General features: G+C 62.1%; 19 protein-coding genes. 9 read left to right on the forward strand and 10 right to left on the reverse strand.

The window, feature by feature from the left end:
• Positions 1–13: 13 nt before the first annotated feature.
• Positions 14–211 carry a DUF2283 domain-containing protein gene (locus tag ACFOZ5_RS17535; RefSeq protein ID WP_379889740.1) on the forward strand — a complete coding sequence of 66 codons (198 nt, stop codon included), beginning with the start codon at positions 14–16 and terminating at the stop codon, positions 209–211.
• A 146-nt stretch (positions 212–357) separates the two neighbouring features.
• Here the strand turns inward: ACFOZ5_RS17535 and ACFOZ5_RS17540 are convergent, their stop codons facing one another.
• The 5 genes from ACFOZ5_RS17540 to ACFOZ5_RS17560 form a co-directional block, all read right to left on the reverse strand.
• Positions 358–1,563 (reverse strand): branched-chain amino acid ABC transporter permease, encoded by a 1,206-nt coding sequence (locus ACFOZ5_RS17540; RefSeq protein WP_379889742.1) that lies wholly within the window; start codon positions 1,561–1,563, stop codon positions 358–360.
• 12 nt (positions 1,564–1,575) lie between these two features.
• The gene (locus ACFOZ5_RS17545) at positions 1,576–2,661 is read right to left on the reverse strand and encodes a branched-chain amino acid ABC transporter permease (protein WP_379889744.1); all 1,086 of its coding nucleotides are present in this window, start codon (positions 2,659–2,661) and stop codon (positions 1,576–1,578) included.
• Positions 2,658–3,383 (reverse strand): ABC transporter ATP-binding protein, encoded by a 726-nt coding sequence (locus tag ACFOZ5_RS17550; protein ID WP_379889746.1) that lies wholly within the window; start codon positions 3,381–3,383, stop codon positions 2,658–2,660. The genes ACFOZ5_RS17545 and ACFOZ5_RS17550 overlap by 4 nt, the downstream gene beginning before the upstream one ends.
• Positions 3,376–4,164: an ABC transporter ATP-binding protein gene (locus ACFOZ5_RS17555; RefSeq protein WP_379889748.1), complete on the reverse strand. Its 789-nt coding sequence runs from the start codon at positions 4,162–4,164 to the stop codon at positions 3,376–3,378. The genes ACFOZ5_RS17550 and ACFOZ5_RS17555 overlap by 8 nt, the downstream gene beginning before the upstream one ends.
• Positions 4,165–4,233: 69 nt before the next feature.
• The gene (locus ACFOZ5_RS17560; RefSeq protein WP_379889750.1) at positions 4,234–5,442 is read right to left on the reverse strand and encodes a substrate-binding domain-containing protein; all 1,209 of its coding nucleotides are present in this window, start codon (positions 5,440–5,442) and stop codon (positions 4,234–4,236) included.
• A 364-nt stretch (positions 5,443–5,806) separates the two neighbouring features.
• Here ACFOZ5_RS17560 and ACFOZ5_RS17565 point away from each other — a divergent pair, with 364 nt between their 5' ends.
• From ACFOZ5_RS17565 to ACFOZ5_RS17590, 6 genes are read left to right on the forward strand one after another with little or no spacing between them, the layout of a single operon-like run.
• On the forward strand, positions 5,807–6,451 hold the full coding sequence (locus ACFOZ5_RS17565) for a TetR/AcrR family transcriptional regulator (RefSeq protein WP_379889752.1): 645 nt from the start codon (positions 5,807–5,809) through the stop codon (positions 6,449–6,451).
• Entirely contained in the window at positions 6,448–7,221 is a 774-nt protein-coding gene (locus ACFOZ5_RS17570; RefSeq protein ID WP_379889754.1) for an enoyl-CoA hydratase/isomerase family protein, read from the forward strand. The genes ACFOZ5_RS17565 and ACFOZ5_RS17570 overlap by 4 nt, the downstream gene beginning before the upstream one ends.
• Entirely contained in the window at positions 7,218–8,732 is a 1,515-nt protein-coding gene (locus ACFOZ5_RS17575) for an AMP-binding protein (RefSeq protein WP_379889756.1), read from the forward strand. The genes ACFOZ5_RS17570 and ACFOZ5_RS17575 overlap by 4 nt, the downstream gene beginning before the upstream one ends.
• 2 nt (positions 8,733–8,734) lie before the next feature.
• Positions 8,735–9,130, forward strand: a complete 396-nt coding sequence (locus ACFOZ5_RS17580; RefSeq protein ID WP_379889758.1) for a MaoC/PaaZ C-terminal domain-containing protein — start codon at positions 8,735–8,737, stop codon at positions 9,128–9,130.
• Positions 9,127–9,501 carry a hypothetical protein gene (locus ACFOZ5_RS17585; protein WP_379889760.1) on the forward strand — a complete coding sequence of 125 codons (375 nt, stop codon included), beginning with the start codon at positions 9,127–9,129 and terminating at the stop codon, positions 9,499–9,501. The genes ACFOZ5_RS17580 and ACFOZ5_RS17585 overlap by 4 nt, the downstream gene beginning before the upstream one ends.
• Before the next feature lie 24 nt (positions 9,502–9,525).
• On the forward strand, positions 9,526–10,476 hold the full coding sequence (locus ACFOZ5_RS17590) for an alpha/beta hydrolase (RefSeq protein ID WP_379889762.1): 951 nt from the start codon (positions 9,526–9,528) through the stop codon (positions 10,474–10,476).
• A gap of 85 nt (positions 10,477–10,561) precedes the next feature.
• Here ACFOZ5_RS17590 and ACFOZ5_RS17595 read toward each other — a convergent pair whose 3' ends face one another.
• From ACFOZ5_RS17595 to ACFOZ5_RS17615, 5 genes are all read right to left on the reverse strand, one after another.
• Complete coding sequence (locus ACFOZ5_RS17595; protein ID WP_379889764.1) at positions 10,562–11,746, reverse strand: acetyl-CoA C-acetyltransferase; 1,185 nt, start codon at positions 11,744–11,746, stop codon at positions 10,562–10,564.
• 78 nt (positions 11,747–11,824) lie between these two features.
• Positions 11,825–12,607, reverse strand: coding sequence for an SDR family NAD(P)-dependent oxidoreductase (locus ACFOZ5_RS17600; protein ID WP_379889766.1), 783 nt, complete (start codon positions 12,605–12,607; stop codon positions 11,825–11,827).
• A gap of 58 nt (positions 12,608–12,665) precedes the next feature.
• The gene (locus ACFOZ5_RS17605) at positions 12,666–13,814 is read right to left on the reverse strand and encodes an acyl-CoA dehydrogenase family protein (RefSeq protein WP_379889769.1); all 1,149 of its coding nucleotides are present in this window, start codon (positions 13,812–13,814) and stop codon (positions 12,666–12,668) included.
• The gene (locus ACFOZ5_RS17610; protein WP_379889770.1) at positions 13,804–14,946 is read right to left on the reverse strand and encodes a CaiB/BaiF CoA transferase family protein; all 1,143 of its coding nucleotides are present in this window, start codon (positions 14,944–14,946) and stop codon (positions 13,804–13,806) included. Before ACFOZ5_RS17610 ends, ACFOZ5_RS17605 begins: the two co-directional genes overlap by 11 nt.
• A 55-nt stretch (positions 14,947–15,001) precedes the next feature.
• Positions 15,002–15,856, reverse strand: coding sequence for a thioesterase family protein (locus tag ACFOZ5_RS17615; RefSeq protein ID WP_379889771.1), 855 nt, complete (start codon positions 15,854–15,856; stop codon positions 15,002–15,004).
• Positions 15,857–15,997: 141 nt separating this feature from the next.
• On the opposite strand from ACFOZ5_RS17615, the gene ACFOZ5_RS17620 reads away from it, so the two are divergent.
• On the forward strand, positions 15,998–16,684 hold the full coding sequence (locus ACFOZ5_RS17620; RefSeq protein ID WP_379889772.1) for a nitroreductase: 687 nt from the start codon (positions 15,998–16,000) through the stop codon (positions 16,682–16,684).
• A gap of 62 nt (positions 16,685–16,746) precedes the next feature.
• Positions 16,747–18,363, forward strand: coding sequence for a class I adenylate-forming enzyme family protein (locus ACFOZ5_RS17625; protein WP_379889774.1), 1,617 nt, complete (start codon positions 16,747–16,749; stop codon positions 18,361–18,363).
• Positions 18,364–18,421 lie beyond the last annotated feature (58 nt).

Here is an 18,421-nt window from a genome sequence, read left to right on the forward strand (position 1 = left end):
AAAGGCTCCGACAGTGAAAATCAAATACTTTCAGGACTCAGACACCCTGTACATTGAACTGCGGGTGACGGACGTTGCCGAAACCCGGGATCTTGATGAGAACACCACGCTGGATATCGATCATGACAGGCAAATCTGCGCGATCACGTTCGAGCATGCCAGTGAGCGCACGGACATTCCTGATTTTTCCTACGAGCAAGTGGCAGCCTGAACGAAATTGATACCTCTCCCCTGAGCGACTATCCCGCCTTGGGATGCCAGGACCACGAGGCTACGGCCAGATGGCAGTACAGTCGCTCACTCTCTCCCCACCCGGTCTTGTCTATTATCGGACCAGTGAATCTCGGGGTTTCAGGCTCAGGTCTGCGACAAAGGCTCGGCCTCCGGCCCGGAAGACGGCGGAGACTGGCGGTTACGCCGCCGCAACGACCAGATCCGCAATTGTCCCACCACCCCGGCAGGGAAGAAGTACACACTGAGCACGAACAGCAGGCCGAACCACAGCAACCAGTGGTCGGCCCCCAGCAGATTTTCCACCACTGGAATGCCAGCCGTGAACTGCCCTACCCAACCCAGCAGATCCTGCAGGTAGTTCTGGGCCAGGAGGAATAGCGCGCTCCCGACGATGGCACCGTACAAGGTGCCCATACCGCCGATGACGCACATCAGCAGGATAAACACCATCAGCTCGAAATTGAGGGTGTTCTCCGGGTTCACGTAGCGGTTGATCAGGGCAAAGCCCGCGCCAGCCAGGGTTGCCACCAGCGCCGCCAGAATCACCACCGCCGTGCGGTACACCACGGTTCGGTAACCCAGCGCTTCAGCGCGGAATTCGTTTTCACGGATCGCCTGCAGTACCCGGCCAAAGGGCGAGTTCACCAGGCGCAGCAGGAACAGGAACACCCCGGTGGCCATGGCCACGAGCACGTAGTACATGACGTTGCGACCGCTGAACCTGAATTCGAACGTGGCCTCGTTCCAGACCTGCACCAGGTTCCACGGCTGGGTCAGCAAGCCCTTGAGCAGGGTCGGTAGATCAATACCGGGCAGCGGCGCCTCAAAGGGACGGAAGGCCGGGCCCAACTCCCGGGGAACTCGCACCCGCATACCATCCTCACCACCGGTGACATGGTACAGCTGGGTCACCAGGCTGAGGAACGCAAACGCCACCGCGAGGGTCACCAGGGCAAAGAAAATGGCCTTCACCCGCAGCGAAAGCAAACCCAACAGCAGCGATAGCGCGAAGCTTACCGCCAGTGCGCCCGCCAGGCCCACCAGTATGGCGCCAGAGCTATTGCCCATGCTCTCTATGGCCATCGCCACCCCATAGGCACCAATGCCAAAGAACATGGTGTGGGCAAAGGAAACGATGTGGGTGTACCCCAGCATCAGGTCATAGGCCGCCACCACCATGATAAAGACACAGATCATTGACAGGGTGCTGAAGGCGCGGATGCCGTCAAACAGGAATGGCCCCAGCACCAGACAGGTGACGATGATCAATAGCAGCGCGGTCAGCGGACGGCTGCGAGGATAATCGCCGGACAAGATTCGATTCAGCATGTTCATCACTCCTTAAATCTTGATTACCGGGATCAGCCCCTGGGGACGCCACATCAGCACCCCAACCATCAGCCCGACCGTGGCCACGGCCGCCAGCCGGGGCTCCACAAAACCGATGTAGAGGTTGATCAGCCCCACCAGCAGTGCACCATAGAAACAGCCTCGAATAGAGCCCAGACCGCCGAGGATGATCACTACGATCACAGAGATCATCATCTCGTCGCCCATATGGGGCGTCAGCAGTTCCTTGTACATGCCCCACATCACGCCACCGAGGCCAGCCAGCGCCGATCCGGCAACGAACACGCCCAGAAACAGCAGGTGAATGCGGTAACCCTGAACTTCCACCATCTCACGGCTTTCCACACCAGCGCGGATCAGAATGCCGATGCGGGTACGGTCGATTATCCACAGCATGGCGGCATAGATGGCCAGGCCCAGCACTACGGCCACCAGGCGGTATTTCTCGAGCACGATGCCACCGATCAGGGGCAGGAATTCCGGCACGAAAAAAGCACCGCTGAGAGACTCGGGCCGGGTGACCGGGATCTCGTTGGGCCCCCAGACCACCTCGATTAGCTGCATCAGGATGATGGAACCACCTACGGTCACCAGAATCTGCTTCAGATGGTCGCCATAGACCGGTTTGATCACCAGCTTTTCAAACACCAGGCCCACGGCGCCCGCCACTACGGCCGCGAACAACAGCGCCGGAACAATGGCCACCAGGTTGCTTAGAAAGGAAGGCGAGCTGGCAAAGCCGTCCAGCCAGAAGGCCAGCACCGTGCCACCGGCGAAAGCGCCCAGCGAAATAAAGGCACCATGGGCCAGGTTAAGCACACTCATCAGGCCAAAGGTCAGTGTCATCCCCGAGGCCATCAGGAACAGTATGGCGCCCATGGCCACCCCGCTGATGGTCAGCACCAGCCAGGTCTGAAAATCGATCACGGCCACGGAGGCCAGCAACATGATGCCCAGCAGGAACAGGTGGGCCTTGTTGTCCCGGACATCCTTCAGCCACTCGACAGGATGGCGGCGCGTCTGTTCGGCACCGGCCGCGGTATCGGACGTCGGCATGGCAGTGGTCTCCTCAGTCATTGATGCGCTCCCAGTCCGAGGCCCAGCAGATCCTGCTGCAGCTCGTCGTTCTCCGCCAGTTCGGCCATGGTGCCCGCATGGACTACGGCGCCATCGTTCATGACCGCCACGGTCTGGCCAAGACGGCGGGAGAAGTTGAAGTTCTGCTCCACCAGCAGGATGCTCACCTGCTGCGCCTTTAGCTGCTCGAACGCATCCGCCAGGTCGTTGATGATGGCCGGCGCCAGCCCCTTGGTGGGCTCGTCCACCAGCAACAGATCCCGGGGTTCAATCACCGCCCGGGCAATCGCCAGCATCTGTTTCTGACCACCGGACAGGGTACCGGCAGGCTTGTCCCAGAATTTCTTCAGGGGTGGAAACAGGTCAAAGATCCATTGCAGGCGCGCCTCCTCCATGGGGCCGTTGACGGCAGCCAGAATCAGGTTCTCCCGTACCGTCAACAGGCCGAAGATGCCCATGTTCTCGGGCACGAAAGCGATGCCGGCTCGGGCGATTTTCGGTGTTGGCCAACGGCTGATGTCCTGACCCTGGTAGGTCAGGGTGCCCGCGGTGAGCGTGGTCAGGCCCATGATAGTGCGCAGGGTGGTGCTCTTGCCGGCGCCATTGCGGCCCAGCAGCACAGTAAGCTCGCCTTTGGGTACCGCCAGATCGACACCATGAAGAATATGGTACTGATCAATGTCCGCCTTTATGCCAGACAGTGTCAGAATGGGTTCAGCCATGGGCCACCTCCGCCTCGGTATCCGGGGAGGCGCCGAGATAGGCTTCCTGCACCACCGGAGACGCAATTACCTCGGCCGGTTCACCGTCAGCCACCAGTTCGCCGTTATGCAGGACCACGATGCGGTCTGACAGTGAACGCACCACATCCATCTTGTGCTCCACCAGCAACACCACCTTGTTCTGCTGTTTCTTGATATCGGCGATCAGGTCGAGGATCACCGGCACCTCATCCACGCTCATGCCGGCGGTGGGTTCGTCGAACATGAACACTTCCGGCTCCAGGGCCAGCATCAGTGCTACTTCCAGCTTGCGCTGATCACCGTGAGGCAACCCGGATACCAGGTATTCGGCGCGCCCGCCCAGGTTGACCTGGGTGAGATACGCCATGGCCCGCTCGGTAAGGTCTCGACGGTGACTGGCCATCTGCCAGAACACATGGCCGATGTGATGACGGGCGGCCACCGCCAGACGCACGTTCTCGAGAGCGGTCAGGTTCGGAAACAGGTTGGTCAGCTGAAAGGCACGACCCAGGCCCTTGTCAGCCCGGCGCGCCGCGGACAGACCGGTAAGATCCTCACCGTTGAGGAGCACCTGGCCGGCGCTGGCTTTCAGTTGACCGGAAATCAGGTTGAACCAGGTGGTTTTGCCGGCACCATTGGGTCCGACAATGGAGGTCAGAGTCCCCTTGTGGAACTTGCAGGAGACCCGGTCGACCGCCACATGGCCACCAAAGTTTATGGTCAGGTCACGGGTTTCAAGAACCGCTTGTTCGGTTGACATGAACAGCTCCGGCTGCGTTGTCGTGATCATGCGGCCCCCGGGAACCGGGGGCCTATGGGAGGGAATTGCTCAGTTGCGGACCGGGATGTCCATTTCCTTGCGGTCGATAACCCGGATCAGCTCGGGCACACCCGCTTTAACGGTACGGTCATCAAACCAGTCGTCACGCTCCTGGACCTCAATCTCGAAGTGATACATATCCTGCATCGCCTGATGGTCCTCGGCGCGAATTTCCATCTCGCCTTTGGGGGTCTGGAACACCAGTCCCTCGAACGCTGCAATCAGGTCCTCGGCATCGGTCGAACCACCGGACTTGCGGATAGCCTCGGTAATGGCCATGGCCTGGGCAAAACCCTGGGCGGTAAAGAAGTCCGGAGCGGAGTTGTGGCGCTCAAAGTGCTGCTCCACCAGCCAGTCGTTGACTTCGTTATCCGGCGACTCGAAGTAGTAGAAGCCTGCACCCTGCATGCCCGGGAAGTCAGCATAACCCACCATCGCGGCCAGGATGTTGCCCCCGGTAGCCAGCTTGATACCGTGGCGGCTCGGGTCCAGATCCTGAATCCGGCCCAGCGGGTTGGAGGAACCGGCCCATATCGCAAAGATGTACTTGCCGTTTTCGCAATCACTTCGGTCTTTGAGAGAGTCGAACAGCCGCTGAGCCGCCGCAGTAAAGTCCGTAGCGTCAGTAGGCAGGTACTCCTCATGAACAACGGTGCCACCTTCGGCTTCCATGGCCTCCTTGTAAGCCGCTACACCGTCGCGACCGAAGGCGTAATCCTGAGCGATGGTGGATACGCAAACCCCCGGTTCACCGAGCGCAACGGCGTTGGACACGGCATCCTGGGAGGAGTTGCGCCCCACCCGGACCACGTAGCGGTTCCATTCCGAACCAGTGATGGCGTCCGCCACACCTTCCGGCATGATGATGCGCTCATAGTCCTGGGCCAGTGGCAGGGTTGCCAGGGCAACACCGGACGAAACCGGTCCCACGACGATGTGTGCGTCATCCTCGGCGTAGGCCTCTTCCACCAGAGCACGGGCACGGGCCGGGTCCAGCTGGGTGTCCTTGGTGGACAGCTCAAGGGGCCGCCCCTCGATTTCCATGGTGCCGTTGGTGGCGTATTCAAAACCCATGTTCAGACCGACGTCCAGCTGTTCGGCGTAGGGAGCCAGCGGACCGGTGAACCCGGTGACATGGGCAATACGAATGGAATCTTCTGCCGCCTGGGCGGAGAAAGCGCCTATCGAAATGGCAGCTGCAAGCATGATGCGCTTCATACGGTGATCCCCTTTTATTGTTGTCGGGCTTCTGGTTATGGCGCGGCGGACGACCTGTCGGTGAACGTTCCGCCTTGTTGTGTCATTGTACGATTTAAAATATGACAACCGGTTCAGGTTTTATCAAGAAAAAAATTCTATTTTTTGACTATTAACTGATCGCAAAGCGATAGATAAATTTTCTCGATCGCGACATAGAGCCTGCCATTACAGCATTCTCTTGTCTTGACAGGGGGAGCGCGCTTTCCTAGATTACTTGACGATTGATTCATGTTTCGCAATTGTAGAATCCAGTAACCGACCAATGTCGACCTCCGGGGCGGAAGGCCCGGCTCCGTCACCACCAGGCAGAAGGACAAGGCTGATGAGTACAACAACACAGGCCCCGCAGCCCCCCGGCGCGCCCAAGACCGCCCGTGGTGCCCGTACCCGGGCAAAGATCCTCAAGGCGGCGGAAGACACCTTCGGCACCCTGGGCTACCACCGCGCCGGCGTCACCGACATCACCCGTGCCGCCGGTGTAGCCCAGGGGACCTTCTATACCTACTTCACCAGCAAGGAAGAGATCCTGCGGGAACTGGTCATGGATCTGGGGCACAAGCTGCGGGCCCACCTGGCAGCCCAGGTTATCGGCACCCATGACCGTCTCGGCGCCGAAGAGCAGGGCCTGAAGGCTTTCCTCCAGTATCTGTCGGACCACCCGTCCCTGTATCGGGTGCTACAGGAGGCCCAGTTCGTGGATCAGGCCATCTACCAGGAGTACTACGAGACTTTCGCCCGGGGCTATACCGACATGCTCAATACCGCCACCCGCAAAGGCGAGATCCGACCCGGCAACAATCAGCACCGGGCGTGGGCACTGATGGGACTGTCCCACTTCCTGGCCCTGAAATACGCCCTCTGGGACCAGCGCGCCAGCGAAGGGGAGCACGCCTTCGACCCGATTGTGGAAACCATGTCGGATTTCCTGCGCAACGGCCTCGCCCTGAACGGGAGGGACAAGCCGTGAATCGCGGACTGACACACGTAATCTATCGACAGGAAGGCGACGTCGCCCGACTCACCCTCAACCGTCCGGAACGCCACAACGCCCTGGTCCCGGAGTTGCTGGACGATCTGAAGGAGGCCCTGACCCAATGCCGACGTGAACAACCCGCGGCACTGCTGATCGATGCTGCCGGAAAATCCTTCTCCACCGGTGGCGATGTCGCCGGTTTCTACAACACGCCTCGCCATGAGCGGGAGGCCTACGCAAGCAGGGTCGTCGGTACCCTTAATGAGGTAATCCTGCAACTGCTGACCCTGCCAGTGCCCACACTGACAGCCGTGCACGGCATGGTGACCGGAGGCTCCCTGGGCCTGGTGCTGGCCAGCGACATTGTCGTGGCCAGCCCCCGCGCCAGCTTTGCCCCCTGGTACACAGTGGTGGGTTACAGCCCGGATGGCGGTTGGACAGCCCTGATGCCGGATCGCATCGGTCGCGCCCGGGCACTGGATGTGCAGCTGACCAACCGCACGATCTCACAACGGGATGCCCTGGACTGGGGGCTGGCCCAGTACGACGCCCCCGCCGGCGAGGAACTGGCCAGGGCCCTGTCCATCGCCAACGGCCTGACGAAAAAACAACCCGGCAGCGTGGTGCGCACCCTGCGCCTGAACCGACCGGATGTGGATCGTGTTGCCGCAACACTGGAACGGGAGCGTCAGCAGTTCCTGGAGCAGATCGTCACCGATGAGGCTGACCTCGGTATGGCCACTTTTCTCGGGAGGACCGCATGAACATGTTTGACCTGGCGGGCCACCGGGCCCGTGTCACCCCGGATCGCCCCGCGCTGGAAGACCTGGCATCAGGCCGGGCCTATACCTATGGGCAATTGAACGAACAGGCGGCACGCTTTGCCGCAGCAGCCCTCAGCCACTGGAAGCTGAAGGAGGGCGATCGGGTCGCCTTCCTCGGCCACAGCCGCGCCGAACTCTTTGTCATGCTGTTCGGCTGTGCCAAGGCCGGGCTGATCCTGGTCCCGCTGAACTGGCGTCTGGCACTGCCGGAACTGGAGCAGCTGATGGAGGATTGCACGCCGGGGGCGCTGGTCTTCGGGGAGGAGTTCACCGACAGCGCCCGGGCGCTCAGGACCTCCGGCCATACGCCGCTGCTGGTGGACCTGGATGGCAAGGCCGGTGACTGCCACCACTACGATAACGACCTGGCGGATACCCAGCCCGACCTGCGCCCGCACCCGGACCGTGATCCGGACACCCCGTGGTACCTGCTCTACACCTCCGGCACCACGGGCCGGCCCAAGGGTGTCATCCAGACCTTCCGCATGATGATGAGCAACTTCCTGAACATTGGCCTGGCGGTGGACCTGACCGGCCAGGACACCCTGCTCAACGTGCTGCCGCTGTTCCACACCGCCGGCATCAATCTCTACTCATCGGCGGTCTTCATCGCTGGCGGCTGTGTACTGGTGGCCCGAACCTTTGAACCCGACCAGGCCATGGATGTACTGGAGAACCGCGCCACCATCTTTTTCGGCGTGCCGGCGGTCTACCAGGCCATTCTCGAGCACCGGTCGTTCAGCGGCGAGCGACTGCGCAACGTGCGTTCCTGGGGTTGCGGCGGTGCACCACTGGCACTGCCGGTGGCGCGTCGTTTTGTGGAGGAAGGCATCCGTGTACGCACCGGTATGGGCATGACCGAAACCGGGCCCACCGTATTCCTGCTGGACGAGGCCGACGTGCTGGACAAGATTGGCTCCGTGGGCCGGCCCCAGTTGCTTACCGAGGTGCGCATCGTCGGCACTGACGGCCAGGATGTGGGCCCCGGCGGGTCCGGCGAGCTGCTGATCCGCGGCCCCAACATCACCCCGGGCTACTGGAACCGCCCCGACGCCACCCGTGAAGCCATCCGGCAGGACGGCTGGTTGCACAGCGGCGATGTCGCCCGCTGCGATGATGACGGCTGCTACTACATTGTTGACCGCTGGAAAGACATGTTCATTTCCGGCGGCGAAAACGTCTACCCCGCCGAGGTGGAACGGGTACTGGTGGAACACCCGGCGGTGAGCGAGGTGGCCGTGGTCGGCGTAGCAGACGAGAAATGGGGCGAAGTGGGCAAGGCCTTCCTGTGCCTGAAACCCGAAGCCGACGAACCCGAAAGCAACGAACTCAACAGCTGGTGCCGGGAGCGACTGGCCGGCTACAAGGTGCCCCGGTATTTCCAGTGGGTGGACGAACTGCCCCGCAACGCCCTGGGCAAGGTCACCAAACAGGCTCTCAGACAGGACTGACCATGATCGATGCAACCATTCCCTGCGAGCAGACCTTTGTGCTCACCCAGGAAGACTTTGACCGGTTCGCCCGCCTTAGCGGCGACCACAACCCGATCCATGTGGATCCGGTATTCTCCGCCCGCACCAGCTTTGGCCAGACCGTGTCCCATGGCATGCTGTTGTTCAGCGTGGTGCGCAGCCTGCTGGCACAGAACTGGCCCGGTTCAACCCTGAAAAGCCAGAGCCTGATGTTCCCTGCACCGGCTTACGCCGGCAAAACGCTGGAACTGGTGGTGGAGGAACTGCAGCGTGATGGTGCGGTGCTGTACCTGAAAACCACCATCACCCGTCCCGATGGCGAATCCTGCCTGACCGGCGAGTGCCAACTGATCCTGTCCGCTGGGGAGGCGTCATGAATCTGGAGCGTTTTGACGCCCTGAGCGAAGGCCAGGTCGCCCGTCTGGGGCGTGTTTTCTCGCCAAAGGACCTGCGGGAATGGCGTGAACTCTGCCAACTGGATCAGGAATGGACCGGGGTGCCTGAACCGCTGATCGCTGGTCTGTTCTCCTGCCTGCTGGGGGAGGACCTGCCAGGCCACGGCACCAATTACCTGAAACAGACCATGACGTTCCACGCCATTGCCGAGCCCGATGAGCCGCTGCAGGCCAGCGTTACCGTGAGTCGCCTGCGTCGGGACAAAGCTCTGGTAAACCTGGCAACCGTCTGCACCGGCCGCGATGGCCGCCTGATCTGTGATGGCGAAGCACTGGTGCTGTTCCAGCACTGAGACCGCCCACGACGGAGTAACCCGATGACCGATGTACACCCCAACCTGCGCGCCTGGCTCGACCAGCTCAATCCGCTGGTCGCCGACCAGAAGGCCCGGGGCGTGGAGGCCACCCCCCGGATGGTGCGGGACAGCCTGGCCGGCATTACCGCCACCTTTGTTACCCGGTCACCCGAGCTGCCCGCAGTCACGGATGTGCAGGTCAATTCCGCCGACGGCGACATTCCCGTGCGGCTCTATGACCCGACCCCCGACAAGGCGAAACCGGTGATGCTGTTCTTCCACGGCGGCGGCCATATGGCCGGCAGCGTTCAGGTTTACGACCCCATTGCCCGCAAGCTGGCCGCGACCAGTGGCTGGCTGGTGCTGTCGGTGGATTACCGGCTGGCACCGGAGACGCCCTATCCCGGCGGCCTCAATGACTGCCTGGCAGTCACCCGTCAGGTCTGGCAGCTACTGGAACAGGAAGGCGTGGGTTTTGAACGCCGGCTGGCCCTGACAGGCGACTCGGGTGGTGGCACCTACGCGGCCACCGTCAGCCGTCTGCTGGCAGGAGACCCGGACCTGAACCTGACCGATCAGGTGCTGATCTACCCGAGCCTGGACTACACTATGGACCACCCGTCCATCACAGGTCATGGCGAAGGCTACCTGCTGGAAGAGACCCGTATCCGCTGGTACTTCGATCACTACTTTGCCAATGGAGAAGACCGCCGTGCCGCGTCGCCGCTGCACATGCCGGTACCGGAGGCCATGCCGGAAACACTGATGATCACCGCCGGCTTCTGCCCGCTTCACGACGAGGGGGTAGCTTATACCCGCAAGCTGGAATCCGCAGGTGTACGCTGCCAACTAAAGGACTACTCTGACATGATCCATGCCTACCTGAACCTGGAAGACCTGGTGCCAGAGGCTTGCGAACAAACCTACCGGGAAATTGCGGGATTCCTGAACAGGGCCGCAGCGTTGCAGTGAGCAGGAAATGGCCGGTTGCACTCTTATCCTGAGCCCCGTTCATAATCTCAAGGCTCAGGATGACTCACATAGCCACACGACCCCGTCAAAGCCGCTCAATCACCGTCACATTCGCCATACCCCCGCCCTCACACATAGTCTGCAGACCATAACGTCCACCACGGTCCTGTAGTGCGTGAACCAGGGTTGTCATCAGCTTGGTGCCGGACGCCCCCAGCGGATGACCCAGGGCAATGGCGCCGCCGTTGACGTTGAGGCGGTCCGGGTCGGCCCCGGTGACCTCGATCCAGGCCAGGGGCACCGGGGCGAAAGCTTCGTTGACCTCGAACAGGTCGATGTCGTTGATGCCCATACCCATCTTCTTGAGAGCCTGCTGGGTGGCCGGGATGGGGGCTTCCAGCATGATCACCGGGTCGTGGCCGATCACGCTCATGTGGTGGATGCGGGCCAGGGGTTCAACGCCCAGTTTCTTCAGGCCCTTCTCATTGACGATCATTACCGCCGTGGCGCCGTCGCAGATCTGGCTGGCCACAGCGGCGTTGATGACACCCCCTTCCTGCAGGAGCTTTACGCCGGCGATGCCTTCCAGGGTAGCGTCGAAACGGATGCCTTCATCGATCTTGTGGAGTTCATCCAGCACCGTGCCGTCCTGCAGTTTGGCCTGCAGCGGCAGGATTTCCCTGTCAAATCGCCCGGCTTCCGTCGCGGCAATGGCGCGCTTGTGGCTTTCCAGGGCAAACCGGTGGAGGTCATCCGGTGACTGGCCGTACTTTTTCGCGATCATCTCCGCGCCCATGAACTGGCTGAACTCCGGCACATCCGGGTAGCGCTCACGGATATTGGGGCCCATGTAGTGCTCGGCAATGCCGGCCTTCTGGGCCAGTTTCACCGGCGAGCCCATGGGGGTGCGGCTCATGCTCTCCACGCCAGCGGCAATGACCACGTCCTGGAACCCGGACATCACCGCCTGGGCGGCAAAGTGGATGGCCTGCTGGGAGCTGCCGCACTGGCGGTCAACACTGGTGCCCGGCACGGACTCCGGCAGCTTTGAGGCCAGCACCGCGTTGCGGGCGACGTTGGTGGACTGCTCGCCGATCTGGCTGACGCAGCCCATGATGACATCGTCGATCAGGGCCGGATCCGCCTTTGCCCGGTCCACCACGTCATTGAGTATTTCCGCCGCCAGGTCGGTGGCGTGCCAGCCGGACAGGCGGCCGCCGCGGCGTCCCCCGGCGGTGCGGCTGGCGGCAACAATATAGGCTTCAGCCATGATGTAAGTCCTCTTGGGTAGCCGGCAGCCACTGTACGGGCTGCCGGTCGGTCAATGGTTAGTGTCCCGTTTGGCGCACTAGCGCGGCTCCATGCGGATCGCGCCATCCAGGCGAACGCTTTCGCCGTTGAAATAGCCGTTGGTGATCATGACTTCCGCCAACTGCGCAAACTCGTCCGGCTGGCCCAGCCGTTTCGGGAAGGGCACGGATGCGCCAAGGGCCTCCCGCACATGCTCTGGCATGCCCTGCATCAGCGGCGTATCGAACAGCCCCGGCATGATGGTGTTGACGCGAACGCCCTCGCCCATCAGGTCACGGGCCATGGGCAGGGTCATGCCCATAACGCCGGCCTTGGAGGCGGAATAGGCGGCCTGCCCCATCTGGCCATCCTGGGCGGCAACCGACGCCGTATTGATGATCACACCACGTTCGTCATCCTCCATGCCTTCCAGCGAAAGCATGCCGGCTGCCGCATGGGCGGCACAGCGGAAGCTGCCGATCAGGTTGATCTGGATGATCTTCTCGAACTCCTTCAGGGGGAAGGACTTGGGCTCACCGGTCTGCTTGTCGCGGCCGGCGGTCTTGAAGGCGTTGGCGGTACCGGCGCAGTTCACCAGGATACGTTCCTGGCCATGGGCTTCACGGGCCTTTTCGAAGCCGGCCGTTACCGCGTCCTCAGAGGTGACGTCCACTTTGCAAAACACGCCGCCGATATCCGCGGCCACTGCCTGGCCCTGCTCTTCATTGAAATCGAAGATGGCGACTTTTACGCCGGATGCAGCCAGGCGGCGGGCGGTGGCTTCACCCAGGCCTGATGCGCCGCCGGTAACCACGGCACTGATGGAGGAATCCAGTTTCATTGGGGGCTCCTTTTCGTTTCTTGTGTTGTTGGTTGTATTGTCGGGTCGGGCGCCCTGACTAAAGGGACCGGGCGATGACCTCTTTCATGATTTCATTGGTACCACCGTAAATGCGCTGGATGCGGGCATCCGTGTACATGCGACCAATCAGGTACTCGCTCATGTAGCCGTAACCGCCAAACAGCTGCAGGCACTCGTCCACCACCTTGCACTGGTGATCGCTGGCCCATAGCTTGGCCATGGACGCGGTGGCCGTATCCAGCTTGCCCGCCAGCATGGCTTCAATACATTCATCGACGAAGGCGCGGCCTACCTTGAGTGTGGTCGCAATCTCCGCCAGCTTGAAGCGGGTATTCTGGAAATCGGCGATGGGCTGGCCGAAGGCGGTGCGTTCCCGCACGTAGTCCAGTGTATTCAGGTACGCCCCTTCCATGGCCGCCAGCGCTCCGACAGCGATAAACAGGCGCTCATAGGGCAGGTCGTTCATCAGCTGGGCAAAGCCTCGACCCTCTTCGCCACCGAGCAACTGAGCCTGGTGGACCCGCACGTCGTCGAAGAAGAGCTCAGAGGTGTCCTGGGCTTTCATGCCGATCTTGTCCAGCACCCGGCCGACGCTGTAACCGGGCTGATCCTGGGTATCCACAATCATGATAGACATGCCCTTGGCACCCTGGGACGGGTCGGTCTTGACCACCACCAGCACCAGGCCCGCCAGGTAGCCGTTGGTGATAAAGGTCTTGGAGCCGTTGATCACGTACTCGTCGCCATCCTTGCGCGCGTGAGTGCGGACACCCTGCAGGTCGGAGCCGGCGCCGGGTTCAGTCATGGCGATGGCGCCCACCAGTTCGCCGCTGGCCATGCGCGGCAGGTAATGCTGCTTCTGCGCCTCGGTGCCATGGTTGAGCAGGTAGTGGGCGACAATGCTGTGGACGAAATGGTTCATGCCCGTGAGGCCACGCTTGCCCATTTCCTCTGCCATCACCGCCTCGTAACGCAGGTCACCGCCGGCACCGCCATAAGTATCCGGGATGTCGGTACACAGCAGACCCATGCGGCCGGCCCGTAACCACAGGTCGTGCCCCACATGGCCGCGCTTACGGGCGGCTTCGTCTTCCAGCACCATTTCCGTGTCCAGGAAGCGGGCAACGCTGTCGCGGAAAATGGACAGCTCCTCGTTCATCCAGCGGGGGGTGAGATCAATGGCCATGGTTGGTTCTCTCTGTTTGTAGTTGTTGTACGAGGGTATCGGGTACGCCCCACTCGGCCAGGGTGTCAGCCAACAGGTCGCCAGGTGCCGTAGGAGGTGCCGGCTGTTCTGAGGCGGTCCGGCTGAATCTGGGGGCCGGTGCCGGCTGGGTGACGCCGCCGGAATCGATAAAGGTGTTCCTGGCCTGGTTGTGGGGGTGCAGTGGCGCCTCCGCCCAGTCCAGAACCGGGGCCACGCAGGCGTCGGTGCCTTCCAGCAGTTCGCACCAGTCATCCCGGGTGCGGGTGGCAAACAGGTCCGCCAGGCGCCGGCGGAAATCCGGCCACTGCCTGCGGTCCATCTGGGGCTCGAATTCCTCCTGCGGCATGCCACAACGCTGCATCAGCTCCCGGTAGAAAGCCGGTTCAATGGGGGCGACGGCCAGGTAGCGGTTATCGGCGCAGGTGTAGACGTCGTAGAAATGGGCGGCACCATCCAGCAGGTTGTTCTCCCGCTGATCATTCCACATGCCGGACGCGCGGAAGCCGTGCATCATGGTGCTGAGCAGCGCGGCGCCGTCGGTCATGGCGGCGTCGACCACCTGGCCCTTGCCGGACCGGCTGGTTTCCAGCAAGGCTGCCAGCACGCCCACCGCCAGCAACATGCCGCCACCGCCAAAGTCACCGATCAGGTTCAGGGGGACGGCCGGGCGCTCGCCGGCGCGGCCAATAGCGTTGAGCACGCCGGTCAGGGCGATGTAGTTGAGGTCGTGACCAGCAGTGTGGGCCAGTGGGCCGGTCTGGCCCCAGCCGGTCATGCGACCGTAGACAAGTCGGGGATTGCGGGCCAGGCAGGTATCAGGCCCCAGACCCCGCTTTTCCATCACGCCGGGGCGGAAGCCTTCAATCAGGGCGTCGGCGTTTTCCACCATCGCCAGAACGGCTTCCACGGCCGACGGATCCCTGAGGTCCAGACGCAGGGTCTCGCGGCCCCGGGCCAGCAGGTCGAACCGCCAGGAGCCATCGTCACCGAACCCGGGCCGGGCAATGCGCAGCACCTCGGCGCCCATGTCCGCCAGCATCATGCCGCAGAACGGGGCCGGGCCAAGACCGACCATTTCCAGTACCCGGAAGCCACTCAGTGGTCCCGCCATGGCGTGTCCCCTCTTGTTGTTGTCGGCAGGGATATCGGTTTTGCTACCCGTCAGTTTAAACCTTGAGTTTCTCCAGTTGCGACCGGAGATCATCGGTCAGGGGCGTGGGCCGGTTTTCATCCAGGTCCACAATCACCATCACGCTGTTGGCCACGGCATGCAGGCCATGAACGCTACGGGCGCCACCGGTCAGGTGGAATGACGTGTTGCCCAGGTGCGTAACACCCGAAGCCAGCTCCACTGGCTTGCCACTGGGGCGGTAGTGGCCGAAGGTGATATCCAGCGACGCGATCAGGATGCCCAACTCCTTGAGATCAATGGACCGCACCGAGCCGAAACGGGCCTGCTCCATATAACGGGCGATGGCCGCCTCACTGCTCTGGGAATCCGCATCCAGGTCCGCGTAGCGCGGGGTCAGCTCGCGCCGGAACGGGAAATGCTCAAAGTTCCCGGCCTTCTCACTATAGTGCTCCTCTGGCAGGGGCTCCGGATCCCGGGGCACATCCTTGCGGAAGCTGTCACGAATGGTCGCCGGCAGCGGAACCCACTCATGATTCAGGAGGGCGCCCAGCAGGCATTCCTGGGTGCCTACATGCTTGCCATCCTGGTACAGCTCGCTGCGCAAGCGTGCATGGTGGTCGTCGCAGCCCAGCAACTCCACCGTGAAATCAATATTGCTGCCGAACCAGCTCACCTGGCGGAAGTGGGTTATGGTGCGCACCGGGCGCAGGCGCTCGGCATCGGAGAACCAGGCATCGGGGCCGAAGCGGTCCACCAGGGCCTGGATGCGGGCCTCGATATGCAGCTGGTACACCCGGGAGTTGTTCACATGGCGCCAGGTATCCAGATCGGTGTAGCGTGGGGTGATGGTGCCGTGAAAGACGGCGGGGTTGTTGTTCTGAGTCGTCATGGTCATCTTTTGTCGGTTTTTGGGGATGCCCCCTAGCATCCATTTTCAGAAGGACTTTCGCAAGCTATCGATCCGGTTGCCAGCCGATGCGGATCACGACACTATAGGCGAAAAGCAACAATACCCGACAGCGGAGCCCCCATGACTGCACCCTCCAGAACCGTTACCGAAGCCGTGGAAAGCCGGCGCTCGGTGCGCGCCTTCACCGACCAGCCCGTGGACGGCGCGACCATTCGCCGGGTTCTTTCGAAGGCCGCACGCTCGCCTTCCGGCGGCAACCTGCAACCCTGGCAACTGTTCGTGGTGGGCGGTGACGACCTGCAGCAACTGAAAGACATCATGGTCAAACGGGTACAGGAAGCTCCCCAGGGGGAAGACCCGGAATACGACGTCTATCCCAAGGGTCTGAAATCCCCTTACCGGGATTACCGTTTCCAGGTGGGTGAGGACATGTACGCCCGGCTCGAGGTGCCCCGGGAAGACAAGATGCGCCGGCTGGCCTGGTTTGCCCGCAACTACCAGTTCTTCGGTGCGCCCCTGGCATTGTTCTGCTATGTGGACCGGCAGATGAACCAGCCCCAGTGGTCCGACCTGGGCATGTACCTGCAAACGGTGATGCTGCTATTGCGGGAGGAAGGCCTGGATTCCTGCGCCCAGGAGTGCTGGAGTATCTATCACCGGACCCTGCAGGATTTCCTCCAGCCGCCAGACGAGTTGATGCTGTTTACCGGCATGTCCATCGGTTACGCCGACCCGGACCACCCCATCAACCAGTTGCGGACCCGGCGGGCGCCCCTTGAGGACTTCTGCCGTTTCCGGGGCATCTGACAGAAGCTCTGACAACGATCCGTGAGATAAACCAACCAGCCACGTGTTTAACGGAGAGCCCCATGGGTCAGAACACCGCCTTCACCACCCGCTACGAACATCATTTCGGCGACCGCATCATTCGCTGCTATCAGGAACGACCGGCCAGCGTGCTGGACTCCTTCCTGGCATCGGTGGAACGGGCACCGGACGCGGACTGCATTGTCTGCGAAGGGCAGCGGCTCAGCTATCAGCAGGTGGCGGACCAGGCCGATGCCATGGCAGCCCAGCTGCGGCACCGCGGCGTTGCGGAGGGTGACCGGGTCGGCCTGCTGATTGGCAACAGCACCGAGCTGGTGCTGAGCATTCTCGGGGTGCTGCGGGCCGGGGCCATCGTGATACCCCTGAACACTCGCGAACAGGCTCCGGGGCTGCGCTACATGCTGGAGCATTCCGATGCCCGGGCGGTGGTCTTTGCCGGCGAGCAAACCGGCAAGCTACCCGACCCCGACGAGCTTCCCGGCCTCAGGCACCGCTTTGCCATCAGCGGCGGCGACGAGCACAGCGAGCCCTTCGAGAACCTGCTGCAAGACACGGGTACAGACCTGCCTCTCCTCTCCGTGAATGAGGAAGACCCGGCGGTTATCCTCTATACCTCGGGCACTACCGGCACACCGAAGGGAGTCATACTGACCCACTTCAACATCATTCATTCGGTGATGCACTTCCAGCACATCATGGCGCTGGGGAATGGTGAACGCTCCCTGATGGTGGCCCCCGGCAGCCATGTCACCGGCCTGGTGGCCAATATTTTCACCATGGCCCACGTAGCCGGCTGCATCGTTATCATTCCTGGCTTTGACGCCGTGGAAGCGGTGAATCTGATTGCCCGGGAGAAGGTCACCCACACCATCATGGTACCGGCCATGTACAACCTCTGCCTGCTGCGCACCAACTTCCGCGACCATGACCTGAGCGCCTTCCGCATCGGCGGCTTCGGCGGCGCTCCCATGCCGGAAAGCACCATCGCCCAGCTGCGGGAACAGCTGCCCGATCTGGAACTGATCAATGCCTACGGCGCCACCGAGACCACCTCACCCGCTACCAGCCTGCCTCTCGGGGATGCCGGCCGCCACGCCGACAGCGTGGGTCAGGTGGTGCCCTGTGGCGATATCCGCATCATGGACGACCATGGCCGGGAGGTAGCCCCCGGAGAGTCCGGGGAACTGTGGATCAGCGGCCCCATGGTGGTGCCGGGCTACTGGAACAACCCGGACGCCAGCGCCCGGGAATTCACCGCCGGCCACTGGAAGTCCGGTGATATCGGGTCGGTGGATGCGGACGGCTTCGTGCGCATTTTCGACCGCAAGAAAGACATGATTAATCGGGGCGGCTATAACATCTACAGCGTGGAGCTGGAGAACCTGATCACCGGCCACCCCTCGGTGGTGGAGTGTGCGGTTATCCCCCACCCTGATGAGGTGCTGGGGGAAAAGATCCACGTGTTCGTTACCCGGGTGGAGGACGGGACACTGACGGAGGCCGACATACGCCAGTTCTGCCGGGACAACCTGGCAGATTACAAGACACCGGATTACGTCACCATTCAGCAGGAACCACTGCCTCGCAATGCCAACGGCAAACTGGTGAAAGCGGGACTTAAGGCCAGAATTGGCAATGCGGAAGGGCAGGACCAGTGAGCAACACCACGCAGCCCGAACATCACGTAGACGGATTTCGACATCGGGCTGACGGGCC

It is taken from the genome of Marinobacter lacisalsi (genome assembly GCF_042651045.1).
GTDB classification, from domain to species: Bacteria; Pseudomonadota; Gammaproteobacteria; order Pseudomonadales; family Oleiphilaceae; genus Marinobacter; species Marinobacter lacisalsi.